General features: G+C 72.6%; 25 protein-coding genes. 6 read left to right on the top strand and 19 right to left on the bottom strand.

From position 1 onward, the window contains the following. From CCS38_RS04090 to CCS38_RS04060, 7 genes are all read right to left on the bottom strand, one after another. The coding region (locus tag CCS38_RS04090; protein WP_223731802.1) for a CoA transferase at positions 1 to 1181 on the bottom strand (1181 nt) is incomplete at its 3' end. Beyond that, positions 1178 to 2008: a class I SAM-dependent methyltransferase gene (locus CCS38_RS04085; RefSeq protein WP_223731801.1), complete on the bottom strand. Its 831-nt coding sequence runs from the start codon at positions 2006 to 2008 to the stop codon at positions 1178 to 1180. The genes CCS38_RS04090 and CCS38_RS04085, both read right to left, overlap by 4 nt. 17 nt (positions 2009 to 2025) lie before the next feature. Then, positions 2026 to 3606, bottom strand: coding sequence for a class I adenylate-forming enzyme family protein (locus CCS38_RS04080; protein WP_308050673.1), 1581 nt, complete (start codon positions 3604 to 3606; stop codon positions 2026 to 2028). Continuing rightward, complete coding sequence (locus tag CCS38_RS04075) at positions 3593 to 4966, bottom strand: protoporphyrinogen/coproporphyrinogen oxidase (protein ID WP_223731800.1); 1374 nt, start codon at positions 4964 to 4966, stop codon at positions 3593 to 3595. Before CCS38_RS04075 ends, CCS38_RS04080 begins: the two co-directional genes overlap by 14 nt. Further along, positions 4963 to 5943, bottom strand: a complete 981-nt coding sequence (locus CCS38_RS04070; protein ID WP_223731799.1) for a UbiA family prenyltransferase — start codon at positions 5941 to 5943, stop codon at positions 4963 to 4965. The genes CCS38_RS04075 and CCS38_RS04070 overlap by 4 nt, the downstream gene beginning before the upstream one ends. A gap of 66 nt (positions 5944 to 6009) precedes the next feature. After that, positions 6010 to 7140: a DegT/DnrJ/EryC1/StrS family aminotransferase gene (locus tag CCS38_RS04065; RefSeq protein WP_223731798.1), complete on the bottom strand. Its 1131-nt coding sequence runs from the start codon at positions 7138 to 7140 to the stop codon at positions 6010 to 6012. Continuing rightward, on the bottom strand, positions 7137 to 8345 hold the full coding sequence (locus tag CCS38_RS04060; RefSeq protein ID WP_223731807.1) for a DegT/DnrJ/EryC1/StrS family aminotransferase: 1209 nt from the start codon (positions 8343 to 8345) through the stop codon (positions 7137 to 7139). Before CCS38_RS04060 ends, CCS38_RS04065 begins: the two co-directional genes overlap by 4 nt. A 268-nt stretch (positions 8346 to 8613) precedes the next feature. Between CCS38_RS04060 and CCS38_RS04055 the strand changes: the two genes are divergently transcribed. After that, entirely contained in the window at positions 8614 to 8991 is a 378-nt protein-coding gene (locus CCS38_RS04055) for a hypothetical protein (protein ID WP_223731797.1), read from the top strand. Further along, positions 8988 to 9434, top strand: a complete 447-nt coding sequence (locus CCS38_RS04050) for a DUF6917 domain-containing protein (protein WP_308050672.1) — start codon at positions 8988 to 8990, stop codon at positions 9432 to 9434. Before CCS38_RS04055 ends, CCS38_RS04050 begins: the two co-directional genes overlap by 4 nt. A gap of 77 nt (positions 9435 to 9511) precedes the next feature. On the opposite strand, the gene CCS38_RS04045 is transcribed toward CCS38_RS04050, so the two are convergent. From CCS38_RS04045 to CCS38_RS04035, 3 genes are all read right to left on the bottom strand, one after another. Further along, positions 9512 to 10045, bottom strand: coding sequence for an EF-hand domain-containing protein (locus CCS38_RS04045; RefSeq protein ID WP_223731796.1), 534 nt, complete (start codon positions 10043 to 10045; stop codon positions 9512 to 9514). Between the two features lie 102 nt (positions 10046 to 10147). Next, positions 10148 to 11407, bottom strand: a complete 1260-nt coding sequence (locus CCS38_RS04040) for a nucleotide sugar dehydrogenase (protein WP_223731795.1) — start codon at positions 11405 to 11407, stop codon at positions 10148 to 10150. Between the two features lie 39 nt (positions 11408 to 11446). Then, a complete protein-coding gene (locus CCS38_RS04035) occupies positions 11447 to 11758 on the bottom strand; it encodes a hypothetical protein (RefSeq protein ID WP_223731794.1) in 312 nt (103 codons plus the stop codon). A 163-nt stretch (positions 11759 to 11921) separates the two neighbouring features. On the opposite strand from CCS38_RS04035, the gene aac(3) reads away from it, so the two are divergent. Further along, the gene (aac(3), locus tag CCS38_RS04030) at positions 11922 to 12785 is read left to right on the top strand and encodes an aminoglycoside 3-N-acetyltransferase (protein WP_223731793.1); all 864 of its coding nucleotides are present in this window, start codon (positions 11922 to 11924) and stop codon (positions 12783 to 12785) included. On the opposite strand, the gene CCS38_RS04025 is transcribed toward aac(3), so the two are convergent. The 5 genes from CCS38_RS04025 to CCS38_RS04005 form a co-directional block, all read right to left on the bottom strand. Next, the gene (locus CCS38_RS04025) at positions 12782 to 13150 is read right to left on the bottom strand and encodes a hypothetical protein (RefSeq protein ID WP_223731792.1); all 369 of its coding nucleotides are present in this window, start codon (positions 13148 to 13150) and stop codon (positions 12782 to 12784) included. The two genes, aac(3) and CCS38_RS04025, sit on opposite strands and share 4 nt — an antisense overlap. Beyond that, positions 13147 to 14847 carry an aa3-type cytochrome oxidase subunit I gene (gene ctaD / locus CCS38_RS04020; protein ID WP_223731805.1) on the bottom strand — a complete coding sequence of 567 codons (1701 nt, stop codon included), beginning with the start codon at positions 14845 to 14847 and terminating at the stop codon, positions 13147 to 13149. Before ctaD ends, CCS38_RS04025 begins: the two co-directional genes overlap by 4 nt. 161 nt (positions 14848 to 15008) lie before the next feature. Then, positions 15009 to 15722 (bottom strand): GAF and ANTAR domain-containing protein, encoded by a 714-nt coding sequence (locus CCS38_RS04015; protein WP_223731791.1) that lies wholly within the window; start codon positions 15720 to 15722, stop codon positions 15009 to 15011. 415 nt (positions 15723 to 16137) lie between these two features. Continuing rightward, complete coding sequence (locus tag CCS38_RS04010) at positions 16138 to 17724, bottom strand: sensor histidine kinase (RefSeq protein WP_223731790.1); 1587 nt, start codon at positions 17722 to 17724, stop codon at positions 16138 to 16140. 5 nt (positions 17725 to 17729) lie between these two features. Further along, complete coding sequence (locus CCS38_RS04005) at positions 17730 to 18398, bottom strand: response regulator (protein WP_372456983.1); 669 nt, start codon at positions 18396 to 18398, stop codon at positions 17730 to 17732. A 215-nt stretch (positions 18399 to 18613) separates the two neighbouring features. On the opposite strand from CCS38_RS04005, the gene ddaH reads away from it, so the two are divergent. Further along, positions 18614 to 19426, top strand: a complete 813-nt coding sequence (gene ddaH / locus CCS38_RS04000; protein ID WP_223731789.1) for a dimethylargininase — start codon at positions 18614 to 18616, stop codon at positions 19424 to 19426. 56 nt (positions 19427 to 19482) lie between these two features. After that, positions 19483 to 20661, top strand: a complete 1179-nt coding sequence (locus CCS38_RS03995) for a MalY/PatB family protein (RefSeq protein WP_223731788.1) — start codon at positions 19483 to 19485, stop codon at positions 20659 to 20661. Positions 20662 to 20693: 32 nt separating this feature from the next. On the opposite strand, the gene CCS38_RS03990 is transcribed toward CCS38_RS03995, so the two are convergent. The 4 genes from CCS38_RS03990 to CCS38_RS03975 form a co-directional block, all read right to left on the bottom strand. Then, complete coding sequence (locus CCS38_RS03990; protein ID WP_223731787.1) at positions 20694 to 21608, bottom strand: DMT family transporter; 915 nt, start codon at positions 21606 to 21608, stop codon at positions 20694 to 20696. A 2-nt stretch (positions 21609 to 21610) separates the two neighbouring features. After that, positions 21611 to 22543 (bottom strand): DMT family transporter, encoded by a 933-nt coding sequence (locus CCS38_RS03985; protein WP_223731786.1) that lies wholly within the window; start codon positions 22541 to 22543, stop codon positions 21611 to 21613. Between the two features lie 48 nt (positions 22544 to 22591). Continuing rightward, positions 22592 to 23425, bottom strand: a complete 834-nt coding sequence (locus CCS38_RS03980) for an SDR family NAD(P)-dependent oxidoreductase (protein ID WP_372456982.1) — start codon at positions 23423 to 23425, stop codon at positions 22592 to 22594. A 104-nt stretch (positions 23426 to 23529) separates the two neighbouring features. Then, positions 23530 to 24285: a polysaccharide deacetylase family protein gene (locus CCS38_RS03975; RefSeq protein ID WP_223731785.1), complete on the bottom strand. Its 756-nt coding sequence runs from the start codon at positions 24283 to 24285 to the stop codon at positions 23530 to 23532. A gap of 68 nt (positions 24286 to 24353) precedes the next feature. Here CCS38_RS03975 and CCS38_RS03970 point away from each other — a divergent pair. Then, a partial coding sequence (locus tag CCS38_RS03970; protein ID WP_443742947.1) for an MGDG synthase family glycosyltransferase occupies positions 24354 to 24979 on the top strand: 626 nt, incomplete at its 3' end.

The raw sequence follows: 24979 nt of genomic DNA, 5'->3' as shown, positions 1-24979 counted from the left end.
GCCTGCACCAGGAAATCGGTGCCGAGCGGCGGCGTCGGCCCGAGCGCGTCGCCCCAGCCCGAGGCCCCGGCGTACACCAGGCCCGGGCGGGTCCTGCACAGGTCGTCGGCGTCCAGGCGCAGCTGGGCGGCCTTGCCCGGCGCCCAGTTGTGCAGGAACACATCGGCCCCGGAGACCAGTTCGTGGACCTCCCGCCGGCCGGCCTCGGTGGTGAGGTCGATCTCGGCCACGGTCTTGTCCGCGTTGAGCGCGCTGAAGCGGGCCGAGCAGGTGCCCGCGATCGGCGGGATGCCGCGCATCGGGTCGCCGCCCGGCGGCTCGATGCGCATGACCTCGGCACCGAGCATCCGCAAAATGTGCCCGGCGAGCGGGCCCTGCACCCGCCGGGTCGACTCGATGACCCGCAGGCCGCCGAGCGGCGCTCCCGTCGCGGGCGAAGGCCGCTCGGCGGCCCGCTCGGGGGACGGCGTCAGGGTCCACGGCCGGATGCCGATCGGCGGGAACGGGTCCTCGCGGACGGCCAGCACGCTGACCCCCGCCTCGCCGGCCGCGTGCCGCACCGCCCGGAACGGGGCGCGGGCCACTGCCTCGTACAGGGACGCCGGCAGCGGGCAGCCTGCGGTACCGAACCGCTGCTGGAAGGGGAGCCAGCCGCGCCCGACGTCGGCGGGCGGCGCGCCGAGCCGCCGCCAGAAGTCCTGCCACTGCAGGGGATCGAGGGTCTCGAACTCGATGTGCACCCCGTCGGCCGTGAGCCAGACGCACTCGCCGGGGGTGAGCGGCTCCGGCGGGTCGTCGTCGACGGCGGTCGCGGCGGCGAGGTACTGCGTGACGGAGAGCAGCGCGGCCTGGGCGACAGACGTACGGACCCCTTGCAGCGCCAGGCCCCTGGACCGGCCGATGAGGACGGCGAGGGCGCCCTGCGCGGCCAGTACTCCGGCCACCGCCGACGCGTAGTCGACGGCGAGTGGTGCGGGGCGGCCGGCCGCGCGGCCGTGCACATGCATGATCCCGCAGGCCGCCTGCACGGCCCGCTCGTCGGGCAGCGGCAGGCCGACCGGCCCCGCCCAGTCGATCGTGTACTGGGGCCGGCCGGACTTGGGGGCGTTCGCGAGGTCCAGGGCGCGCGCCGCGACGCGCCCCGCGACCGCGGCCTCGGCGGGCTGGGCCGGGGCCGTCATGCGCCGCCGCCAGCCGCCGGACGGCGGCCTTGTGTCGAGTACAGGACGCTGGACGCCGCGCGGAAGGACGGGTCCCGCATCAACGCCCGTACCTCCTCCAGGTCCCGCTCGGTCATGCCCGCGGTGATCAGCTTGTCCCGCAGGTGGTAGGTGTGGTGCAGCTGGAGCCGCAGCCCTGCGGAGGCGGCGTGCCGGGCCTCGATGAACGGCTGCGGGTCGATGTCGACGAGCCCCGCGGCCCGCATCGCGACCGGCACCCGCCGCCCCCAGTGCGGGTCACCGCCGCCCGCCCGCATCGCGGCTGCCTTGGCCCGCAGGAAGGCCGTGTACAGCCCGGCCGCGCGCTCGTTCGGGGCGAGCAGGGGCGGCTCGTACGACGTGTCGAACTCGTCGATCTGCAGCAGGCCGCCCGGCTTCAGGGCGCGCACCAACTTGGCGAGCACGGCGTCCCGCTCCGGGAGGTGCTGGAGGACGAGGCGCGCCACGATGAGGTCGAAGGCCGCCTCGGGCAGCGGGTCGGTCACCACGTCGTGCCGGACCACGGAGAGCCCCGGCAGCTCGGCGATGTGGTGCGGCTTGACGTCGGTGGCGGTCACCTCACCGGTGGACGCGACGCGCGCGGCGAGCCAGCGCGCCACGCTCCCGCCGCCCGAGCCGACCTCCAGGCACCGCCAGCCGTCCCCGACCCCCGTCGCGGCCAGCCGCGGGAGGGTTACGGGGTCGTACGCGGCGGCCAGGCAGCGGTGCTGCTCCTCGCTGTGCGTGCTGTCGTTGTCGAAGACGTAACCAAGGGTGCGCAGTGTGCTCCCCGCCTCTCTGCGTTGCACTTTCAGGTCCCCGGCTCTCAAGTCCACTGGCCGGAGCCGCAGGTGTCCGTGCGGCCGGTGAGCTGTTGGCGCAGTGCCGTGCGGCGCACCTTGCCCGTGCCCGTACGGGGAACGTCGTCCCAGGTGAGGACGGTCGGCTCGCGCAGCGCCGGGAGGTCGCGCACCGCCTCCTCCCAGCGGTCCCGGTCCAGCTTGCCGTCCGCGGTGACCACGACCGGCAGCGGCGCCTCGCCGGGACTGCCGAGCAGGACGCACTCCAGGGCCTGCGGCAGCCGCTCCTCCAGGACGTCCTCCGTTTGCAGACAGCTCAGTTGCGGGGTGCGGTCGACCTCGCGGTCGATCAGCCGGACGCTGCCGCCGCGGCTCCGGATACCGAGGTCACCGGTGTGCCACCAGCCGCCGTGCTGTTTCGCCGCCCAGCGGGCGTCCTCGCCGACGTACGCGAGGCCGCGCGCCGCCGTCCTGGCCAGTACGAGCCCCTCGCGGCCCCGCGGCAGCGGCGCGAGCGTTTCGGGATCGACCACCTTCAGCCGGGTCTTGAGCGGAATGGGACGGCCCAGATCGCGGGCGTCGTCCGACGACAGGGAGCGGCGGGTGTGGAAGCGGAAGGTCAGCGGGCCGGTCTCGGTCTGGCCCCAGCCCTGCATCCACACCGGGCCGCGGTGCGCGCTGGCCTGCAAGTAGGCGCGGAGGACGGGCGGGTGCATCGCGTCGTACGTGCTGATGTACAGCCGTACGCGCCGGAACGGATTGTCCAGGCGGGCGGTCAGCGGCCGGAAGCGGACGTACGAGGAGGGGAGCGCCTCGACGATCGTCGGCGGGTGGGCGCGGAGCAACGGGTCGGCGGCGTCCGGGTCCTGGCCGGTGACGATCGTGATCCGCCGGGGCGCCAGGCACAGCACGCTCGCGGTCCAGCAGAACGTCCGGCCGTGCGCGTACGAACTGGCGTTGAGCAGCGTGTCATCCCGGCGCACGCCGATCTTCGGATACCGCACGGTCTCGAACCGGGCCAGCTTGCCGATGATCGTGCGGGTCGAGTGCACCACCAGCTTGGGGACGCCCGTGGTGCCCGAGGTGTGGTTGATCACCAGGGGCTCGTCGTCGTGCCGGCGGCGGGGGCCGGGCGCGGGGTTCCCGTGCAGCGCTTCCAAGGCGAGCGCGCCCTGTAAAGCGCCGTCCAGCACGACGCAGGTGTCCGCCGCTTTCAAGAGGTCGGCGCCTTCGGCGCGGGCCCGCTCCAGCAGGCCGGACGTGGTGACGAGCAGGGCGGGGCCCAGGCGTTCGAGCAGCAGCCGCAGCGTTTCTCCGGAGAGCTGCCCGGAGAGCTGTGCCGGGACGGCGCCGATCCGCACGGCGGCGCAGGCCAGCAGGTCGTAGTCCCAGTGATTGTCCTTGACGATCGCCACCCGGTCCCCGGGGCGGGCCCCGGTGGCGGCCAGCCGGCCCGCCATGTCCTGGACGAGCGCGGCCAGTCCGGCGACGGAGTGTGCCGTACCGGCCTCCGGCGCGATGTCTAACGGCCGGTCCAGCAGGAACTCCGTACCGTGGCCGCGCTCGGCGCACTCCTCGAACAGGGTCCCCATGTCATGCGGTTTCACGTGTCGTCTCCCGGTCGGTCGTGTCGTGGGGGCGGGGGCCGCGCAGCCGGCTGAGGACGCGCGAGGCGGCGAGCGCGCCCGAGCGCACGGCGCCCTCGGAGGACGGCCGCAGCATCACCCAGTCGCCGGCGTACTCCACGGGGCCCGTGGCGCGGGCCATGAAGGACGGGCGGCGGCGCAGCGCCGCGGGGGTGGCCTCCGGCAGGCCGTGCGGGAAGGCGTGCACGAAGTTGCGCATACCGGCCTTCTCCAGGCCCGGTACATAGCGCCGGGCCGCCTTGGTGAGGCGCTCGACGACCTCCCGTTCCGGCGCGCCGAGCAGCTCGGGGATGGTCCGGGGGTGCGCCATGAGGGTCAGCAGGCCCTTGCCGGCGGGGGCCCGTGCCGCGTGCTTGATGTGGTCGGCGATGACGCCGGAGAGCGTCTCCTCCTCCGCGTCGGGCGTGAGGAGGAGGTACAGCGGATCGCCGCCGGCCCGTGGCCCGAGCGGCCGGTCCAGCAGGCAGCTCACCTTCAGCGTCGGCGTGAACGTGCACGCGGACAGGAACGCGGCCTCGTCCGCGGAAGGGTTGGCGTGCAGCCGGGCCGCGACGGGCGCCGGTACGCAGAGCACCGCAGCGCGCGCCGTGACGACGCCGTTGCCGATCCGCAGGCCCGCCGAGTCCCGGTCGGCGACCACTTCGTGCACCTCGCTGCCGGTGACGACGTCGAGCCCGGCAGCGAGCCGGCGGGCGAGCAGGTCCATGCCGCTCGCGTACGTGTGCCAGCTCGCCGGCCCGCCCGCGTCCAGCAGCAGGCTCAGCATCGGGGCCGCGGCGGAGCGCGCGGTGTCCCAGCCGAAGAAGCCGCCGGCGACCGGCTGCAGGAGGTAGTCGTGGAGATCGGGGTGGTAGCGCCCGGCCAGTTCCTTGACGGTCGTCGTGCCCAGCGGCGTTCGCTCCGGGCGGTCGGCGTCGAACTCCGCGCGCTGCCGCGCGAGCCGGGCCAGTAAGCGGGCCAGGTCCAGCCGGGCGCGCGGGCCGAGCCCGGCGCCGGTGAGCAGCGCCGACGGCTCCGCGACGCCCGGCCGGGCCCGCGCGCCGCGCCACATGCCCAGCCGGCCGCCGATCCGCGGCACATCGCCCTCCGGCACGCCCAGCCGCTCGATCAGCTCCCAGGTCGCGCGGTAGCCGTGCCGGGGGAGCTGCTCGGCGCCTTCGTCGACGGTGTAGCCGTCGTGCCGGAAGCTGCGCATCCGGCCGCCGACGTGCCGCTGTTTCTCGTACACCCGGACGCTCAGCCCGGCGCGCTGCAGCTCGTGCGCGGTGGTCAGCCCGGCGATCCCCGCGCCGATCACCGCCACGTCCAGGTCCGGACTCATGCGGCGACCCCCGAGCCCACCAGGAGGTTCGCCACCACCAGCAGCGCCACGCTCAGGCGGTGCACCCTGAAGCCGGTCCTCCGGGCCCGCATGATGTCGCCGCGCACGAAGCCGGTGACGAACTGCTTCGTCCGCAGCGCCGTCGCGGGCAGCATCAGCAGCACGAACCACCACGGCGCGATGCCGGTGGCCGAGGCGACGGCGCCGAGCAGGAACTCCGCGGCCGACAGACAGCCGATGAACACGGCGTTGCCGCGCTCCGACACCAGCGCCGCCACGGTCGGCCGCCCGACGGCCCGGTCGCCCTCGACGTCGTTGGTGTTGGAGTACACCCCGAACATCAGCGGCCCGAACCCGAACAGCACGCCCTGCACGAGGAGGAACCCGGAGAAATGGCCCGCGGCGAGGCCGTACGGCGCAACGACCAGCACCACGCCCAGCGCGACGAGGAACGCCTCCTGGAAGCCGTGATAGCTGATCTTCAGGCCGTAGGAGTACTGGAGGGACACCACGAACAGGGCCGCGATCAGCACCAGCGCCCACGTCGGGCGGTGCGGCGCGACGGCCACGGCGGCGGCCCACAGGAGCGCGCCGGTCAGCGCCGTCAGCCAGGCGAAGCCGAGCGCCTCGCGTTCCGTCAGGGTGCCCGCCACCAGTGGCTTGCGCAGTTTGTTGCGCAGTGGGTTGTCCGGGCCGTAGTTCTGGGTGTCGCTGCCGTCGCGGAAGCCGGTCACGTCGTCCAGCGCGACCATCGCCATGATCACGAACACCTGGCCGAGCAGGAAGATCACGAGCATCGTGGCGGTGGGCCGGTCGAACCGGGCGGCGGGCAGCAGCACGGCGGCCAGCACCACCAGGATGCTGAGGTAGTAGTCGTAGACGTCGAGCTTGCCCAGCCGGGCGTAGCTGCGGAGCCGGTGCTCCGCCCGCCCCGCGGCGGCCTGCGGCAGCCCGGCCGGTAGGTCGTGGTGCGCCATCTTTCTTGTCCTCCTTGAGAGTTGGTCGCTTGTTGACCGTTCGCTCGCCGATCGGTCGCTCGCTGGTCAGCCGGCCGCGCACGCGCACACGGCGTCGGCGATGTACTCGACCTGCGCGTCGGTCAGATGCGGATACACCGGCAGTGCCAGCGCCTGTCTGCCCGCCTCCTCGGCGTGCGGCCACCGGTCCCCGGGCGCGGCGTACACGGCGAACGCGGGCTGCAGCGGCAGCGGGAGCGGGTAGTACGCGTGCGACTCGATGCCGCGCTCGCGCAGCTGCCGCTCCAGCTCCTGCCGCCGCTCCGCGAGGACCGCGTAGACGTAGTAGCAGCGGCCGTCCCGGCCCGCGGGCGGCGGGACGACGCCCCGCTCCGCCAGCGACGCGAACCGCTCGGTGTAGTACTCGGCGATGGCGGCGCGCCGCTCCAGCCGCCCCGCCAGCCCGCCGAAGCGGTGGATCTGGAACGCCGCCTGGATCTCGTCGAACCTGCTGTTCCGCCCGATGACGTGGTGCAGGAACCGGTTGTGGCCGTCCTGTCCGTGGTTGCGCAGCATCCGCACCCGCTCCCCGAGGGCGGGGTCCCGGGTCACCACCACGCCGCCCTCGCCGGGCATCCCGAAGGACTTCACCTGCACGAACGAGAACACCCCGGCCTCGCCCCACAGTCCGGCGGGCGTGCCGCCGAGCACCGCGCCCTGCGCGACCGCGGAGTCCTCGACGAGCCGGACCCCGTGGCGCCGCGCGAGGTCGGCGAACTGCGGCATGTCGGCCATGACGGAGAAGATGTGGGCCGGCATGACCGCCTTGGTGCGCCCGGTGATGCGTTTCTCCACCTCGGTGGGGTCGGCGACCATGGTGTGCGGCCGGACGTCGGCGAACACCGGCGTGGCCCCCAGGTGCACGACGGAGGAGGCGAGCGGGGCACAGCCGAAGGCCGGTACCACCACCTCGTCGCCCGGTCCCACGTCCAGCGCGGCGAGCACCAGGTCCAGCGCCGAGGTCCCGCTGCTGCACGCGACCACGTCGGCGGCGCCGAGCGATTCCTTGAGCACTTGCTCGAACCTGCGGGTGTGTTCCCCGAGGATGAAGCGCTGTTCCGGCGCGAGACCGATGTCGCGGAGGAGACCGAGCAGTACCTCACGGTCGCCCTCGAACAGGTCCGGCGGGAAGAACGGAATACGTGGCGGTACGGTCATTCCGGCCTCCCGCGGTAGAACGCGCCGATGACTTCGCAGACGCGGTCGAGCTGCCGCTCGGAAAGGTCCGGATGGAATGGCAGCGCCACCGCGCGGCCGCTCGCCGCCTCGGCATTCGGGAAGTCCCCCCGGGAATGGCCGATTTCCGCGAAGCAGGGCTGCAGATGCAGCGGGGTCGGGTAATAGACCTCGGTCCCGATGCCGTGCCGGGCGAGATGGTCCACCAGTTCGTCCCGGCGCTCGACTTCGATCAGATAAACGTAGAAGACGGGCGAGGAGCCCGGTCCGCGGTCTACCACTTCGGGCAGCCGCAGAACGCCGGGAATCTCCCTGAGCCGTTCCCCGTAGGCCGCGGCCAGTTCACCGCGGCGCGCGATGTCGGCGTCCAGCCGGGTCAGTTTGGCCAGCAGCACCGCCGCCTGGATGTCGTCCATCTTGCTGTTCACACCGGGCAGCGCGCTCCGCGTCGAGATCGTGGGGAAGTCGTCGACGGTGCGGCCGAGCCGGCCGTGGTGCCGCAGGCCGGAGACCAGCTCCGCCGTCCCGGGATCGTCCGTGAGCACCGCCCCGGCGTCGCCGAGCGCGCCGAGCGTCTTGCTGGGGAAGAACGACAGCACCCCGCCCGCGCCGTGCAGTCCGGCGTGCACACCGCGCTGCCGCATGCCGATCGCCTCCGCGCTGTCCTCCAGCAGCACCAGGCCGTGCCGGGCGGCCACCGCGGCCAGGCCCGCCATGTCGGCCATCTGATGGAAGAGGTGCGCGGGCAGGACGAAACGGCTCGTCGGCGAGACGGCGGCGGCCAGCGCCGCGGGGTCCATGGCGTAGGTGACGGGGTCGATGTCGACGAACTGCGGCCGGCCCCCGGCGAGCGCCACCGAGGTGGCGGTGGCCGCGAAGGAGTACGCGGGCACCAGGACACCGTCGCCGGGCCGGATACCGCAGGCGCGCAGCAGCAGTACCAGTGCGTCCGTGCCGCTGTTCACCCCGATCACATGGCGCGCTCCCGTGTACGCGGCCAACGCGCTTTCCAGCTCCGTCACTTGTCTGCCGTGTGAAAATTTCCCGTTGTTGAACACCTCGTTCACACGGTCTTCGATCAATGGCCACAGTCCCGCAAAGGTCTCCGCCTGAGAGAAGAATGGGACTGTATGACAATGCACTTGAAAGGTCGTCGTGTCATCATCGGTCGTGCCGCGACGATCCATGCCGAGAGCTACCTCGACCACCCCCTGGTACGCATTCAGCGGTTTCCCGCAGGGTGAGTGATCCCCCGTTCGCAGCAATCGACACGTGCCCCCTGGCATATTCACACTTTGCGGTAAGTCCTCTTCGTATTTCTTGACTCGTCTTATCGCGGCACGCAGCATTCGCTTGTCCGATGAACGGCGCGCACGCGCGCCCGCATTTTTGGAGGAAGATGCTGCAGCCCCTGGCCGCCTTACCCGAAGTCCGCCGGTCGCAAGGGAGTTCCGTATGACCCACCCCGCCGAGGACCAGGCACCGCAGCCGCCGGTAATGGTCGAGCACGACGCCCTGCGCGCGGCCGTCGCCGCCCTGTTCGCCTCCCACGGTGTCCCGCAGCGACGCGCCCGTACCGCCGCCACCGCGCTGTGCTACGGAGACCTCACCGGACTCGACTCGCACGCCCCGGCCCGCCGCGCGATCCACTTCGACTGCGCCGGGTTCCACACCGCGCGCGCCGCCGAGAAGGGCGCACTCGCGCGCAACTGCGGCGGCCGGCGCATCGCCCGCCCGCCGGACCGCGGCGACATCGGCTTCTTCGCCCTCGCCAGCGCGCCGGAGGGAGCGGCGGAACACCTCGTGACGACGACCGACAGGGGAGACCAGTGACCGGACGTATGTCCCGCGAGGGCGGCGCTTCGCGCGAGGACGGCGCGAAGCGCTCCGTGCGCGGCGACCTCGTGAAGATCCTGCTGCACCGCCGGACGGACCGCGGCATGACGCTCGAACCGCACGCGAGCCGCTGCGTACGCCGCGGCGAGGTGCACGAACTGGTCACCACCGACCAGCGGGAGACCCGCCCGGGCTCCCGTATCGACCGGGTCGGCTTCCTCGGCTTCGTGGAGCTGGCCTGCGCCGGGGTGATCGACCGCGGGGACGACGTCTGGATCGACGGCCTCTGCATCGGCACCGTCGTCGGCTTCGACGCCTGCCACTTCCCCAACCACTACAACATCCTGATCGGCACCGGCCGGCTCGTCACCGGCAGCGACCTGGAGCTGTGCCCCGAACTCCCCGTCGCCTTCACCCAGGTGCCTTCCGCCCAGCACTGAACGCTTCCTGCGCACACGGCGACGGCCGGTGGCCCCCACGGGGACCACCGGCCGCGCCTTTCGGGTCGGTGACCGGATCAGCCGAGCAGCTCGACGTCCAGGTTGCCGAAGTGGTAGTTGCGTACCGCCGCCAGCAGCTCGTCGAGCGACAGCTCGCCGTCGTCGTCGGTGTCCACCTTGCGGAACGCCTCCTGGGCCTTCGAGCGGTCCACGCCGACCCCACCGAGCCATGCCTCGAACTCACCGGCGTTGATCTGCCCGTCGGCGTTCTTGTCGCAGAGACCGATGATGCCCTTCACCACCGGGCCCAGCGCGCGGTTGAAGTTGGCCTCGCCTCCCTGGAAGATGAGGTTCCCGGTGACACTCATGAACTGGTCCCGAGTGAGCGGGCCGTTCGACGGCACCCCGGCCGCCTGCGTGAGGTGATCGAAGAGGCTGCGGAAAGCCTCCCGCAGCGCCCCCGCCTCCGGGGAGTCGGTGCGCTTGCCGAAGTTCTGCGCGATCTTGCCGGCCTCCTGCTCGAAGTCCTGCCATTCCAGGATTCCGTTACTGTCCGAGTCCCACTTCTCGAAACGCTTCAGCAGGCGGTCGTTCGCGACGGCAGTAGTCATGATTGTTCCCTTTCCTTGGTTGTGCGGATGTCAGCGACGCCGGACGGAGCGCCGGCGCCGCCTCGCGGACCCTTCTTCTCCAAAGGCCCGCAAGTCTGGAATTCAGAGGAGCGTGACCCGGGCCCCGGCGGCTCTTCCGCGGGTGTCCAGCAGGGCACAGTCCGCGCGGGTCAGCGTCGGCAGGTCGTAACACGCGTGGTGCTGCAGGAGAATTGCCAGATCGGCACCGGCCAGGGCGTCCGGCAGGGATTCCACGCGCTCCAGGAATGCGCCGTCCGCGGCGAATTCCCGTACGTACGGGTCGTGATAGCGGACCGTGCTGCCCCGGGCGCGCAGTCCGCTCGCCACCGGTGCCGCCGGCGATTCCCTGGCGTCGGCCACATCGGGCTTGTACGCCACGCCGAGCAGGACGACCGACGCTTCTTCGGGCGCCTTTCCCATGTCGCCGAGGAGCCCGAGGGCCCGCCCGACGACATGCTCCGGCATCCGCGACACCACTTCATGGGCCGCGGACAGGGTCCGGAAGTGGAAGCCCTCCGCATCGGCCTTCGCCGCGAGATAGCGGGGATCGACCGGGATGCAGTGGCCGCCCACCCCGGCCCCCGGCTGGAACGGCGCGAACCCGAAGGGCTTCGTCGCGGCGCAGTGCAGCACGTCCCACACGTCGATGCCCGTGCGGTCGCAGAACAGCGCCACCTCGTCGACGAGCGCGATATTGACGTACCGGTAGGTGTTCTCCAGCAGCTTGGCCATCTCGGCCTCGCGCGTGCCGCGCGAGACCACCAGCGTCTCCACGAACCGGCCGTAGAAGGCGACGGCGTGCTTGGCGCACAGGGGAGTGCAACCGCTCACCACCTTCGGGGTGTTGCCGATCCCGAACTGCCGGTTACCCGGGTCGATGCGCTCGGGCGAGTACGCGAGGTGGAAGTCCGTGCCGGCCCGCAGCCCGCTGCCCTCCTCGAGGAGCGGCCGGACGACGTCCTCCGTCGTGCCCGGGTAACTCGTGGACTCCAGGACGACGAGCGTGCCGGGGCGCAGGCCGCCGGCCACCGCGCGGGACGCGGCACGCACCGCGCCGAGGTCCGGCGCGCCGCCCGCGCCCAGTCCCGTGGGGACGCAGATCACGACGGTGTCGGCCCGGCCGGTCACGGACGCGTCGTCCGTCGCGCGGAACCCCGCCGCCAGCATGTCGGCGACCTCCGCGTCCGTCACCCCACCGACGTGCGAGCGCGCCTCGTTGAGGCCGGTCACCACCGTGGTGGAGACGTCGTACCCGATGGTGGTCAGGCCCGCGGCGCACGCGGCCTGTGCGAGCGGCAGCCCCACGTGCCCCAGCCCGATCACCACGAGATCGGCAGTCATGGAAATTCCCCCCTCGTTCGCAACGGCTCCTTTTTCGGATCAGGCGGAGAAACTCCCACTCGTCGGGTCGACATGCGCGCCATGTCCCGGCTGCACGGTCAGCGAGGGGGTCAGGCAGAACGGGTCGCCGTAGACCTTGACGGGCTTGTCGGTGCGATTGACGAGGACATGCGAGCCGAGCGGCAGCTTGTTACAGCCCACCGGATTCTCGTACGTGGTGACGGGCTGGATCTCGGTTTGGAAAACGGTGACTTCACCGTTGCTCGGGGCAGCGGTGGCCGGCGCGGTCGCGGAAACGCTCGCGAGGAGCGCGCCGGCGACCAGGGCGAAAACGGAACCTGCTCGGCGCATATGACTTTCCTTTCGCGGAGAACGAGTGCCGCTTCAATGCTGCCCCAGTGCCGCGCCGCGAAATATTCACCCGTCAAGGTGCACCCGAATCAGCGACAATATGCCGATCCGATGGCAAGAAAAGATCGTATGACCGGCCCGCGAAAGGGATACGGTCGCCGCCATGGACGAACTCGCGCTGCTCGAACGCTCCGGCGGCCCCGTGACCCGTGGCCGACTCGCCCGTGACCTCACCGCGCTCGGCCTCGCCGACGGCGACCACGTCATGTTCCACACCGAGTTGTCGGCGCTCGGGTACGTGGCGGGCGGCCCGCAGACGGTCATCGGTGCGCTCCGCGATGTCGTGGGTGAGCGGGGCACGTTGATGGTCACCTGCGGCTGGAACGACGCACCGCCCTACGACTTCATCGACTGGCCGCGGGCCTGGCAGGACGCGCTGCGCGCCGAACACCCGGCCTACGACCCGGACTTGAGCGAGGCGGACCATGCCAACGGCCGGCTCCCCGAAGCCCTGCGCCGCATGCCGGGAGCCGTCCGCAGCCGGCACCCCGACGCCAGTTTCGCCGCACTCGGCGCGGCGGCGAAGGAGCTGATGGCCGACCACCCGTGGGACGGCCCGCACGGCCCCGGAAGCCCGCTGGCGCGGCTGGTCGCCCGGGGCGGCCGGGTCCTTCTGCTGGGCGCCCCGCTGGACTCCCTCACGCTGCTGCACCACGCCGAGGCGCTCGCCGACGCGCCGGGCAAGCGGTTCGTGACGTACGAGCAGCCGGTCGTCGTGGAGGGGGAGCGGGTCTGGCGGCGTTTCCACGACATCGACTCGGAGAACGGGGCGTTCGACTACTCCGCCGTCGTGCCCGAAGGGCAGTGGCCGTTCGAGGCCATTGTCCGGGACATGCTCGCCGCGGGCCTCGGCCGCAGCGGTCCGGTCGGCGCGGCACGCAGCCACCTCTTCGAGGCCCGGGACGTCGTCGACTTCGGTGTCGCCTGGATCGAGGGCAAACTGGGCGGCGCCGGCCGCTGCGGCTAGCGCCCGGCGGCCGTCAGCAGGCCGAATGCGCAGCCGGCCAGCGCGCAGGCGGACAGGGCCGCCGCGACCGCCGCGCACAGCATCCGGTGGCGCAGCTCCCGGTAGCGGGCGGCGTACTCCTCCTGGAGCTGCGCGCAGCGGTTGCGGACCCGTTCCAGGTAGCGGCGGGTGAGGACGAGCCGGTCGGCCGTGTACTGGCGGACGACCTCTTCGCGCTGTGCCGTGGTGAGCCAGGGCATCCGGTCGGCGAAGGCCGCGGCCTCGGTCCGGGCCCGCTCCGCCTCCGTCCAGCACAGCAGGTAGCCCTCCAGTCGGCCCGGGCCGGCGTCGGCCGCGCGCTCGTCCGGGCCGTGCTGGGGGTTCACTTGTCCTCCGTACCGCCGCGCAGCGAGGTGTCCGGGTCCTCGTCCACCATGTCCCTGCGCCCGGTGGCCTCCGCCTGGTCCAGCATGGCGACGCCCGGGTGGTGCAGGTCGAAGGCGGGGGACTCGGAGCGGACCCGGGGCAGCGTCTCGAAGTTGTGCCGCGGCGGCGGACAGGACGTCGCCCACTCCAGGGACCGGCCGTAGCCCCAGGGATCGTCGACCGTGATCTTCGGCGCGTACTTGGCGGTCCGCCACACGTTGTAGAGGAACGGCAGCGTGGAGACGCCCAGCAGGAAGGCGCCGATGGAGGAGACCGTGTTCAGCGCCGTGAAACCGTCGGCCGAGAGGTAGTCGGCGTAGCGGCGGGGCATGCCTTCGGCGCCCAGCCAGTGCTGGACGAGGAAGGTGGTGTGAAAGCCCACGAACAGCGTCCAGAAGTGAATCTTCCCCAGCCGCTCGTCGAGCATGGTGCCGGTGAACTTGGGCCACCAGTAGTGGAATCCGCCGAACATGGCGAAGACGACCGTGCCGAACACGACGTAGTGGAAATGCGCGACCACGAAGTAGCTGTCGCTCACGTGGAAGTCCATCGGGGGCGAGGCGAGGATGACGCCGGTCAGGCCGCCGAACAGGAAGGTGAGGAGAAATCCGAGGACCCAGAGCATGGGTGTCTCGAACGACAGGGAGCCGCGCCACATCGTGCCGATCCAGTTGAAGAACTTCACCCCGGTGGGCACCGCGATCAGGAAGGACATGAAGGAGAAGAACGGCAGGAGTACGCCGCCGGTGACGAACATGTGGTGCGCCCATACGGTGACCGAAAGCCCGGTGATCGAGATGGTCGCCGCGACGAGTCCGATGTAACCGAAGATGGGCTTGCGGGCGAACACCGGGATGATTTCGGTGACGATGCCGAAGAAGGGCAGCGCGATGATGTAGACCTCGGGATGGCCGAAGAACCAGAACAGGTGCTGGTACAGCAGCGCGCCGCCGTTGGACGGGTCGTAGACGTGCGCCCCGAATTTCCGGTCCGCCGCGAGCGCCAGCAGGGTGGCGGCCAGCACGGGGAAGGCCATCAGGACGAGCACGCTGGTCAGCAGCACGTTCCAGGTGAAGATCGGCATCCGGAACATCGTCATGCCGGGCATGCGCATGCAGATGATCGTGGTGATGAAATTGACGGCGCCGAGAATGGTGCCGAATCCGGAGAGCGCCAGGCCCATCACCCACATGTCCCCGCCGATCCCCGGGGTACGGGTGGCGTCGGACAGCGGCGTATAGGCGAACCACCCGAAGTCGGCCGCGCCGTCCGGCGTCAGGAACGACCCCACCGCGATCAGTGAACCGAAGAGGAAGAGCCAGTAGGACAGCATGTTCAGCCGCGGGAACGCCACGTCCGGCGAGCCGATCTGCAAGGGCATGATGGCATTGGTGAAACCGGCGAAGAGGGGCGTGGCGAACATCAGCATCATGATGGTGCCGTGCATGGTGAACGCCTGGTTGAACTGTTCGTTGGAGAGAATCTGCAGGCCCGGGCGCGCCAGTTCGGCACGCATGGAAAGCGCCAGCAGCCCTCCGAACAGAAAGAAGAGGAAGGCCGTCACCATGTAGAGAGAGCCGATCTTCTTGTGGTCCGTGGTGGTCAGCCACGTCACCAGCACGGCACCTCTCGTGCGACGGGGGGTTTCTCGGACCATTGGCTGATCCGGGCGCTCCGTCTGCGTCGTCACGACGCCACTCCCTTTCCGCTCCCATGGGTACACGGCTGGTATACGGCACCGGTGGAAAGCAGCCGCGCCATTGGGCCGTACGTGGGAGGGGGAAATGCGGCCCTGCCGGGGAACGCCCCGGCCACCGGTCAGGTGTCGGGGATCAGCTGCTGCTCGACGACCTCCCGGGCCACCTCGCGCAGGCGCCGTCCGCGGCGGCGGGCGTGGCCGCGCATCACCTCGAACGCCTCATCGACGCTGACCCCCATGCGGTGCGCAAGGAAGCCCTTGGCCTGCTCGATGGCGATACGGCTCTGCAGGGCGGTACGCAGCTGGTCGTTGATCCTGCGGTACGTGATCAGGGCCTCCTGGTGGCACAGGCTGACGGCCACGACGTGGGCCAGCGCCTGCCCCAGCCGCACGTCCGGCTCGGGCACCGGAGCGGAGCCCGTACGCAGCAACAGCAGGCAGCCGTCGGCCTGTCGCCGGTGGGTCAGCGGGACCGCGCTGGCGAAGCGGTACCCGGCGGCGAGGGCCTGCTCGGTGAAGGCGGGCCAGCGCGGGGCGGTGGACAGCAGGTCCACGGAGACGACCGGGGAGGTGGTGCGGTAGCCCTCCCGCGCGGGTCCCTCCAGCGCCGCGACGGCCAGCAGGTCGGCGAAGGCCGGATCCGGCTCGCTCGCGGCGACCGGCCGCAGCCCCTCGCCCGGCGGCGCGAACAGCACCGCGGCGGCGGAGACCTCCAGCAGCTGAACACACCGGGTGGTGAACCTCTGCAAGTAGCCGGTCGTGTCGAACGCCTTCCCGTAGGAGGCGTCGGCCAAGTCCACGAAGACGTCGGCCAGAAACTGCTCGCGACCCATGATCATCCTTACGGCCGTGAAGAGGGAGGGGAACGGGCGTCCGGCAGGCAGAGGGTGACGAACGCGCGGTCGGCTCTGACGCCTCCTCGGGAAATGCCGCGCACCGTGCGCATCCACCCTGGAACAGCGCTCTCACAGGGTCCCGCACCGGCCGCGCGCCATGACTATGACTTGGACACGTACCGTGCTGTCCGAGCCATCCGGCGCCCGGAACCGGACCTCGCGACGGCGGCTGCCCGTCAAGCACGCCCCGCACCGGGCCAGCCGGAATGCCAAGGGGACATGCCACATGGTCCGTCGCACCCGCCGAATCCGACTTATGGATGCGCATTAAAAGATGGCTCGGACAGCCCCGGCCCTCTTGAACCGTCAAACGGAAGCTGCGCAGGGGCGCGGCAGGGCCGAAGTTCCCTGCTCACTCCTTCGCGCCCACCACGGACTTGCCGGCCAGCCGTCCGTCCGCGAAGCAGAGCCGGTACGCGTCGGAGGCGAGCACGCCCGTGCTGTAGTAGGCACACCGTTGGCCGTGCGGCGCGGGCGGAGTGTCGTCCGGCGGCCCGTCCCTGGTGAAGACCGGCAGCCGGTCCTCCACCGCCCGCTCCTCCTGTCCCACCCGCAATCGGTCGTACGCGGCGCGGTCCAGCACCGAGAAGGACGAGCTGAGCAGGCTGACCGGGAGCATGAGGAGCAGGATGCCGGCGAGAGCCGCCAGGGGCACCACGACGGTCTGCGTGAGCCGCCGCCGCACCTGGAGGCGGGCCCGCTCCAACTCCCTTGCGGACGTACTGGGATGCGCCCCGGAGCCGGCGCCGGCACCGCGCGCGGCCGCGCCCGCGCCGGCCGGCAGGTCGGCACTCCCCGCACCCGCCCCCGTGGGCAGTTCCGCCGCGACCTCGAAGCCGCCCTCCGGCGTCGGCCCCGTCCGCAGCGTGCCGCCCGCCAGCCGGACCCGCTCGTCCAGACCCACCAGACCGGCGCCGCCCGACGCCACGCCGGGCGGCGGCGCCCCCACGGCGGCGGGCTCATTGACCACCGCAACCGACAACACGCCGTCCGCGCGGTCGATCCGTACCCGCACGGCACCGCCCGGCGCATGCTTCGCCGCGTTCGTCAGGGCCTCCTGGACCACGCGATGCACGGCGGGACCGACCATCGGCGGCAGACCGTCCGCCGCGCCCGTGCGCACCAGGCGGATGTCGACGCCGGACTGCCGCGCCCGTTCGACCAGCGCTTCGACGGTCTCCTCCGACGGGACCACCGGGGCCTGTTCGTCGTCCGCGCGCAGCACGCCGATGATCTCCCGCAGCCGTTCGGTGGCCGCGCCCGCCGCCGCCCGGAGCTCGCCGACGGCCGCCCGGTGGCGGGCGTCCAGCGACGGGTCGACCTCCAGCGCACCCGCCCGGACCGCGAGCAGCGTCAGCTCGTGCCCGAGCGAGTCGTGCATGTCCCCCGCGATCCGGGCCCGTTCGCGGATGCGGGCGCGGTCGGCGACGGCCTGCTGCTCGCGCTCCATCCGGTCGGCCAGCCGCCAGCCGCTGCCGACCAGCTCGGCGTACTGGCGCCGGAGGCGGCCCAGCAGCCAGGGCAGCGCCGCGCACGGCAGCAGCACCAGGAGCATCTGGGGCCAGCCCCACAGGTCGTGGCCGATGATCGTGCAGAGCGGCAGCCCCGCCACGGCGACCGCCGCGAAGAACCACAGGGCGGCGCGGATCTCCGCCGTCCGGCGCCCGGCCAGGTATGCGAAGGCCGCGAGTGCCGGCCAGTACAGCGGACTGAGCAGCTCCACGCTCTGTGCGAGGCCCAGCGCGACCGGTATGCCGAGCGCGACGAGCGGCCGGCGGCGGCTGAGCAGTACGGCCACGGCGAGCAGCGGTACGGCGGCGCACGCGACGAACAGCGGTTGCCCGGGCGGGAACCGGAAGAGGGCCACGGCCGGCGGCGCGGCCACCGCGGACCACAGCAGCAGGTCGTAGAGGCGAGGGAGCTGAAGGACGTGGGGCACCGGTCTCAGTCCTCCCGGACGATCCCGGCCTCGTACGCCAGGATCGCCGCCTGCACCCGGTTCCTGACGTCCAGGTGGGAGAGGATCTGGCTGACGTACGCCTTCACGGTCCCCTCGACCACGTGCAGCCGGCGGGCGATCTCGGCGTTGGACAGGCCCGCCCCGACCAGCGCGAGCACGTCCCGTTCGCGGCCGGTCAGGCCGTCGATCCGGGCCCGCGCTCCGGCCTGCTTACCGAGCTGCCCGGAGTCGAGCCGGGCGATCACCCGGCGGGCGACGGCGGGGGAGAGGCAGGCGCCGCCCTCGGCGACCGCCTGCACACCGGCGATCAGTTCGCGCGGATTGCCGGACTTCAGCAGGAATCCGGCGACACCAGAGCCGAGCGCGCTCTCGATGTACTCGTCCTCGGAGAACGTCGTCAGCATCACCACCGCGCTCCCGGGCGCGACCCGGCGCAGCTCGGCGGCGGCCTGCAGGCCGTCCAGCCGGGGCATCCGGATGTCGAGCAGGCACAGGTCCGGGCGGTGCTGGAGGGCGAGGGCCACGGCCTCGTGCCCGTCGGACGCCTCGGCGACGACCTCGATGTCCCCGGCCGTCCCGAGGATGGCGCGGATTCCGGCCCGGATCATCGCCTCGTCGTCCGCCAGCAGCACTCGGATCATCGTCTCCCCCATTTCCGTACGTGTACAGCGAACCCACGCTACCGCCCGCGGAACCCGCTCGAACGCTGACGAAAGTGCCATACCACCGCTGACGAAGGGTGCCTGACCGGCCCCTGCCCCGCTCCCTAATGTCCTGACCGTCCACCGGGCCGTCGTGCGCGCTTCACCCCGCGCACACCCCGCACGCCGACACTTCGATCCGCCCCCCGAGCAAAGGAAATGACGCCATGCTCCGCACCGCCGTCCCCCGCCGCCTCCTGATGTGCGCGCCCCGCCACTTCGACGTCACGTACTCGATCAACCCCTGGATGGAGCCGGAGAAGCCGGTCGACGGCGGGCTCGCCCTCGCCCAGTGGGAGCAGCTGCGCGCCCTGTACCGGGAGCTGGGCCACGCCGTGGAGGTCATCGAGCCGGCCGGCGGGCTGCCCGACATGGTCTTCGCGGCCAACGGCGCCACCGTCGTCGACGGCAAGGTGCTGGGCGCCCGCTTCCGCCACGAGGAGCGCACCGCCGAGGGCCCGCTGTACCTCTCCTGGCTGCGCGAGAACGGCTTCACCGAGACGCACTGGCCGGAGCACGTCAACGAGGGGGAGGGCGACTATCTGCTGGCCGGCCGCCGCCTGCTGGCCGGTACCGGCTTCCGTACCGACCCCCGCTCGCACGCTGAGGCGCAGGAGTTCTTCGGCGTGCCGGTCACCGGGCTGACCCTGGTCGACCCGCGCTTCTACCACCTGGACACCGCGCTCGCCGTGCTCTCCGACGACGAGATCATGTACTACCCGGAGGCATTCACGCCGGGCAGTCGCGCCGTGCTGCGCGAGCTGTTCCCCGACGCGCTCCTCGCGTCGGCCGAGGACGCGGCGGTCTTCGGCCTCAACGCGTTCTCCGACGGCCGCCATGTGCTGCTGCCGGAGTCCGCGACGGGGCTCATTGCGGAGCTGCGCGAGCGGGGCTTCGAGCCGATCGGCGTGGACCTCACCGAACTCCTCAAGGCCGGCGGCAGCGTGAAGTGCTGCACGCTGGAGCTGCGCGAGGGGTGATGGCCGGGCCGGACGCCCCATGGGGAAAACGGGGCCGGAAGCCTATCTTGAGGCGCATGGACAGCATCCCGCGCGAAGCATCCGTCGAAGCGAACCCGCTGCGCCGTCTCACCCTCGGAGAGCTGCGGCAGCGGACGAGCATGAAATGGCGCACGTACCCGGACGACGTACTGCCCCTGTGGGTGGCGGAGATGGACGTACCACTGGCCGAGCCGGTCGTGCGGGCGGTCACGGACGCGCTCGTGCGCGGCGACACCGGCTATCCGGTGGGGACCGCGTACGCCGAGGCGCTGGCGGAGTTCGCGCGCAAGCGGTGGGGATGGGACGGGCTCGCCGTGGAGCGCACGGCGATCGTGCCCGACGTGATGCTCGGCGTCGTCGAGATGCTGAAGCTGACCACGGGACCGGGCGACGCGGTGGTCATCAACTGCCCCGTCTACCCGCCCTTCTACCTGTTCCTCGGCAACGCGGACCGGAAGATCGTGGAGGCGCCGCTCGGGCCCGGTCACCGAATAGATCTCGCCGCGCTGGAAAGCGCCTTCCGCACCGCCGTCGCGGACGGACGGCGGGCCGCGTACTTGCTGTGCAGCCCGCACAATCCGACCGGCACGGTGCACACCGCCGACGAACTCGCCGCGGTCGCCGCGCTGGCCGCCCGGTACGGCGTCCGGGTCGTGGTGGACGAGATCCACGCCCCGCTGGTGGCCGCGGGGGTCACCTTCGTGCCGTACCTGAGCGTGCCGGGCGCGGAGAGCGGGCTGTCCCTGATGTCCGCGTCCAAGGGGTGGAACCTCGCCGGGCTCAAGGCCGCCCTCGCCATCGCGGGCCCGGCGGCCGCCGACGACCTCGCGCGCCTCCCCGAAGAGGTCGGCCACGGCGCCAGCCACGTGGGCGTACTGGCCCACACCGCGGCCCTGCGGGACGGCGGCGACTGGCTGGACGCGCTGCTCGCCGGGCTGGACGAGAACCGCAGGCTGCTGGCGGAGCTGCTGGCCGAGCGGCTCCCGTCGGTGCGGTACGCACCGGCCCGGGCCACGTTCCTCGCCTGGCTGGACTGCCGCGGCCTCGGCCTGGGCGACGATCCGGCCGCGGTCTTCCGGGACCGCGGCCGGATCGCCCTCAACCCCGGCACGGACTTCGGCACCGGAGGCGCGGGCCACGTCCGGCTGAACCTCGCCACATCGCCGGAGGTGCTCACCGAAGCGGTACGCAGAATGGCGGCGGCCCTGGGCTGAGGGCGCCGCCGCACCGGACCAGAGCCGTACGGCTAGTCGCTCTCCGGCGCGGACTCGTCCGGGTCCCTGTGGCTGCCGGCGGACTCCTCCGTACCTCGGTGGCTGCCCGTGGGCATGGCCGGGTGGCGGCCGAGGAGGAAGACGCCGGTCACCACCGCGGCCAGGCCGAGGAGTTCGCCGGTGAGCGCGGCGGGGGTGACGCGGATGCGGTCGCCGAGGAAGCCGATGCCGCAGGCGATGCCGGCCAGCGGTTCGGCCGCGGTGAGGGCGGGGAGCGACATCCGCAGCGGGCCGGCCTCGAAGGCGCTCTGGACCAGCATCAGGCCCGTCACGGCCAGCGCCACGATCACGTACGGCTCCCAGCTCACCAGCAGCCGTCCGAGGCCGTGGGCCTCCGCGATCTCGCTGGACACCCGGGTCAGCGCGTCCTGGAGGCCGTACAGCACGCCCGCGGCGGCGGCCAGCAGCGGCGGCTCCTCCACCAGGCGCACATGACGGGCGGTCAGCACCAGGATCAGCGCGATCGCGAGGACGCCGCCGAAGACGATCCAGTGCCGCAGCGTGCCGGTGTGGGCGGGCCCGCTGTGCGGGCTCCCGGCGACGATGAAGGCCGTCACGCCGCCGCTGAGCAGCAGCACGCCGGCCCAGCCCGACCGGCCCAGCCGCTCCCCGCTCAGCCACCGGGCCAGCACCATGGCGAACAGCAGGTTCGTGGCCAGCAGCGGCTCGACCCGGGACAGGTCGCCGCGGCTCAGCGCGAGCACGCTGAAGATCTGCCCGACGACCATGCAGCCGATCCCGGCGAGCCACAGCGGTACCTTCATCAGGTCCAGCAGCAGCCGGAAGCTGAGCATGTCCTTCAGCGGCGCTTCCCGTGCCGCGTGCTGCTGCAGGACGAAGCCCAGCCCCAACAGGCAGGCGGCGAGGACACCGTAGAGGTAGATCATGGTCACCGCACCGGTGGGCGGCCGGCGGACGGCTGCCCGGCAGCGGGCGCCCGGTCCGCCTCACGCAGCGCCGCTTCGCCCTTGAGCAGCGGGGAGCGGGCCAGTACCAGCGCGGAGGCGGCGATCAGCGCGCCGCCCGCCACGGCCGGCACGATGTACCAGCCGCCGCGCACATGCTCCGCGAACGCGAGGGAGCCCCACAGGATGGCCACCAGCGGGTCGGAGAGGGTCAGCCCGGGCTGGGCCGCGAGCAGATTGCCGGCGTGCAGCGCCGACTGGAGGAGGAACATCGCGAGGATGCCGGCCGCGACCATCGCGTACAGCTGCCAGGTCGCGAACACCGCGGCGATGCCCTCCTCCTGACGGCTCATCGCGCCCTTCATGAAGGCGGCCGTCAGCCCGAACTGGCAGCCGGCCGCCACGCCGAAGGCGGCCGCCCGGCGGCTGGCGCCGCCCGGGAGCGACGGCGGTTGGCGGCGGCCCCACTCCACGGCGGCGACGACGACGAAGAGGTTCACGCCGGCGCCCACCGTCCACGCCTCCCAGCCCGCCTCCTCGCCGTCCCCGGGGGCGGGGGAGAGGAAGTACAGCAGGGCGGCCAGCCCGCCGGTCATGCCCGCGGCGGACAGCCACTCGCGGCGGTGCAGCCGGGTGTGGAACACCCACGACGCCAGCAGCAGCGTCACCGGCAGTTCGATGACGAGGATGGGCTGGACGACCGACAGGCTGCCGGTCGCCAGCGCGGCCGCCTGCAGGAGGAAGCCCAGGATCACGCAGAGGAAGCCGGCGAACCACACCGGGCGGCGCAGCAGATGCAGGATCAGCCGGGGCCGCAGGCTGTCCTCGCCCGGCAGATCACGGCTGGCGCGCCGCTGCAGCACCGAGGCTGCCGCGTTGGCACAGGCGGCGAGCACGGCCAGGAAGTAGCTCAGCACGACGTCCTTCCTCGGTCGTCCTCCCCGGGAGGACGCATCGGGCGGCGCTCAGGCGAAGCGCGTGGCCAGCCGCCGGAACAGGGCCGGGGCGAGGCCCTTGAAGCGGGCGGGCAGCTGCAGCCAGCCGGGGACGAAGACCTCGCTCCGCTCGTGCGCCACCGCGTCCCAGACGGCGTCCGCGACCCGCGTCGCGGCGATCGGCCGCGGCCGGGAGCGCTGGTAGGGCGCTCCCCGGCGGCTGAAGAAAGGCGTGTTGACCGCGCCGGGCACCACCAGCGACACCCGCACCCGGCTGCCCGCCAGTTCGTACCGCAGGCTCTCGGCGAAGGCCGCGACGGCCGCCTTGGCCGCCGAGTACACGGCCTCCTCGCGCACTCCCACGGCCCCCGCGATCGACCCCACGAAAAGGAGGTGTCCGCGGTCGCGGCGCACTATGTCGGGGAGCACCCGCCGGGTCAGGTGCAGCACGGCGGCCAGGTCCACCGCCAGTACCTCGTCGATGGCGGCCGGCGGCATGGCCGTGAAGGGGCCCGCCCAGCCGATGCCGGCCCCGGCGACCAGCACGTCCACGCCGCCCGCCACGTCGAGGGCCCGGTCGACGAGCCGGCCGCAGCCCGCCGGGTCGCCCAGGTCGCCGGGGAGGGCCGTGGCACCGCAGCGGTCGGCGATCCGGTCCAGGCGCTCCTGGTCACGGCCGTTCAGCAGCAGCTGCCAGCCGCCCTCGGCGGCGAACCGGGAGGCGACGGCCGCGCCGATGCCCGACGAGGCGCCGGTGATCAGCGCCACCGGTGCGCCGGTCCGGTGTGCCCGCGGCGCGGAGCCGTGTCCGGGCCGGTCCTCCGGGAGCACAGGACTGTGCGGCAGTGGTCCCGCGGCTTCCACAGGAGACCTCCTCCGGGCCGGTGCGCACCCTCTTGTCCTGGTACCAGATCCGGAACAGCATGACACGACTTTCGGGATGATCCGGGCAATTGCCACCCTCGGCGTCACCGCCACGTGTCGTCCGTACCGTGGTCACGCAGCGGGCCCACGGTGAGGCCCTGATGGCGGCAGCGCTGCACCAGTACGGGCAGCGCCTGGAGCGTCGCGCGCCAGGAACCGGGCGCCGACGTGCGGTCGCTGTCGTGCAGCAGGACGGTCGCGCCGCCCTCCAGCCGGCGCTCCACCGTGCGTACGACCATGGCCGCCTCGGCCCCCGCCACCCAGTCCCGCCCCCATGCGGACCACAGCACGGTGCGCAGCCCGAGCCGGTGGGCCGCGGCCCACCGGCCGCCGGTGAGGATGCCGTAGGGCGGCCGGTACCACCGGGGCCGCACCCCGCAGATGTCGGCGGCCGCCCGGACCGCCCGGCGCAGCTCGCGCACTTCGCGTACCGGCGCGGGCCACCAGGGGCTGCGGTGGTCCCAGCCGTGCAGCCCCACCTCGTGCCCGCGGGCGACGATGTCCCGCCCCACCTCGGGCGCTTCGGCCAGCGCCGCGCCCAGCAGGAAGAAGGTCGCCCGGACGCCCAGCCCGTCCAGCGCGTCGAGGAAGCGCGGCGTGCTCGCGCGGTCCGGGCCGTCGTCGAAGGTCAGGGCGATGTGCCCCGGGTGGCCCTGGCCGTCGAGCCCGGGGAAGAGGGCGCGCCGTACGGGCGGCAGCCAGGTCCCGGCCGGTCCGATGTGCAGCGCGGCCGCCGCTGTCGCGGCCGCGCCCGCCGCCTGCCACGCGGCGGGCCCGGGCGGAGGACGGTCGATGCGCATGCTGTCCAGTATGGTCGCGTACGCCACGAAATGCTTGGGAAAGGCACCCGGACCGGGGCGGTGGACACATGGGCGGACGATTCGTCATCCTCAGCGCCGGCATGGGGGCCGGGCACCACGCGGTGGCCGGGGAACTCGCACACCGGCTGACCGGCCGCGGCCACCGGGCCGAGACCCTCGACGTCCTCGACCTGCTGCCGGCCGGCACCGGCGCCGCCCTGCGCGGCTTCTACGCCACCACCGTCCGGCACGCGCCCGCGCTCTACGACGCGATCTACCGCACCTACTTCGCGCCCCGCCCGCCCGGGCCCGGCCGCCCGCAGCCGGGCCCCGCCGACACCTCGCCGGTCGTCGCGCCCGCCGCCAAGGAACTGCGGCGCCGCCTGGCCGGCGCGCCGCCCGACGCCGTGATCGCCACCTTCCACCTCGCCGCGCAGGTCAGCGGCCGGCTGCGGGACGCCGGGGCGCTGCGCTGCCCGGGCATCGTCGTGCTCACCGACTTCGCCGTGCACCGCCAGTGGCTGCACCCCGGCAACGACCTGCACCTCTGCCCGACCCCGGAGACCGCGGAGGAGATCGGCCGGCTCGGCGGCCGGGGCGCCGAGGCGGTCGGGCCCGTGGTACCCGCCGCGTTCCGCACCGCGCCGCCCCCCTCCCGTACCGCCGTCTTCGCCCGCCGCTTCGCCGCCCGGGC

This window comes from Streptomyces purpurogeneiscleroticus (assembly GCF_020024005.1).
In the GTDB taxonomy this organism is placed as follows: domain Bacteria; phylum Actinomycetota; class Actinomycetes; order Streptomycetales; family Streptomycetaceae; genus Streptomyces; species Streptomyces purpurogeneiscleroticus.
The sequence above is the reverse complement of the archived record's forward strand: the minus strand, read 5'-3'. Positions and strand labels throughout refer to the sequence as shown.

Excerpts from the sequence above, each read along its gene's own strand:
- CCS38_RS04040 (WP_223731795.1), bottom strand. The coding sequence starts at position 11,407 with ATGACTGCCGATCTCGTGGTGATCGGGCTGGGGCACGTGGGGCTGCCG.
- CCS38_RS04060 (WP_223731807.1), bottom strand. The coding sequence starts at position 8,345 with ATGGATCGTCGCGGCACGACCGATGATGACACGACGACCTTTCAAGTG.
- ctaD (WP_223731805.1), bottom strand. The coding sequence starts at position 14,847 with ATGGTCCGAGAAACCCCCCGTCGCACGAGAGGTGCCGTGCTGGTGACG.
- CCS38_RS04035 (WP_223731794.1), bottom strand. The coding sequence starts at position 11,758 with ATGCGCCGAGCAGGTTCCGTTTTCGCCCTGGTCGCCGGCGCGCTCCTC.
- CCS38_RS04075 (WP_223731800.1), bottom strand. The coding sequence starts at position 4,966 with ATGAGTCCGGACCTGGACGTGGCGGTGATCGGCGCGGGGATCGCCGGG.
- CCS38_RS04065 (WP_223731798.1), bottom strand. The coding sequence starts at position 7,140 with ATGACCGTACCGCCACGTATTCCGTTCTTCCCGCCGGACCTGTTCGAG.
- CCS38_RS04005 (WP_372456983.1), bottom strand. The coding sequence starts at position 18,398 with ATGGGGGAGACGATGATCCGAGTGCTGCTGGCGGACGACGAGGCGATG.
- CCS38_RS03990 (WP_223731787.1), bottom strand. The coding sequence starts at position 21,608 with ATGATCTACCTCTACGGTGTCCTCGCCGCCTGCCTGTTGGGGCTGGGC.
- CCS38_RS04015 (WP_223731791.1), bottom strand. The coding sequence starts at position 15,722 with ATGGGTCGCGAGCAGTTTCTGGCCGACGTCTTCGTGGACTTGGCCGAC.
- ddaH (WP_223731789.1), top strand. The coding sequence starts at position 18,614 with ATGCTCCGCACCGCCGTCCCCCGCCGCCTCCTGATGTGCGCGCCCCGC.
- CCS38_RS04070 (WP_223731799.1), bottom strand. The coding sequence starts at position 5,943 with ATGGCGCACCACGACCTACCGGCCGGGCTGCCGCAGGCCGCCGCGGGG.
- CCS38_RS03975 (WP_223731785.1), bottom strand. The coding sequence starts at position 24,285 with ATGCGCATCGACCGTCCTCCGCCCGGGCCCGCCGCGTGGCAGGCGGCG.
- CCS38_RS03995 (WP_223731788.1), top strand. The coding sequence starts at position 19,483 with ATGGACAGCATCCCGCGCGAAGCATCCGTCGAAGCGAACCCGCTGCGC.
- CCS38_RS04045 (WP_223731796.1), bottom strand. The coding sequence starts at position 10,045 with ATGACTACTGCCGTCGCGAACGACCGCCTGCTGAAGCGTTTCGAGAAG.
- CCS38_RS04055 (WP_223731797.1), top strand. The coding sequence starts at position 8,614 with ATGACCCACCCCGCCGAGGACCAGGCACCGCAGCCGCCGGTAATGGTC.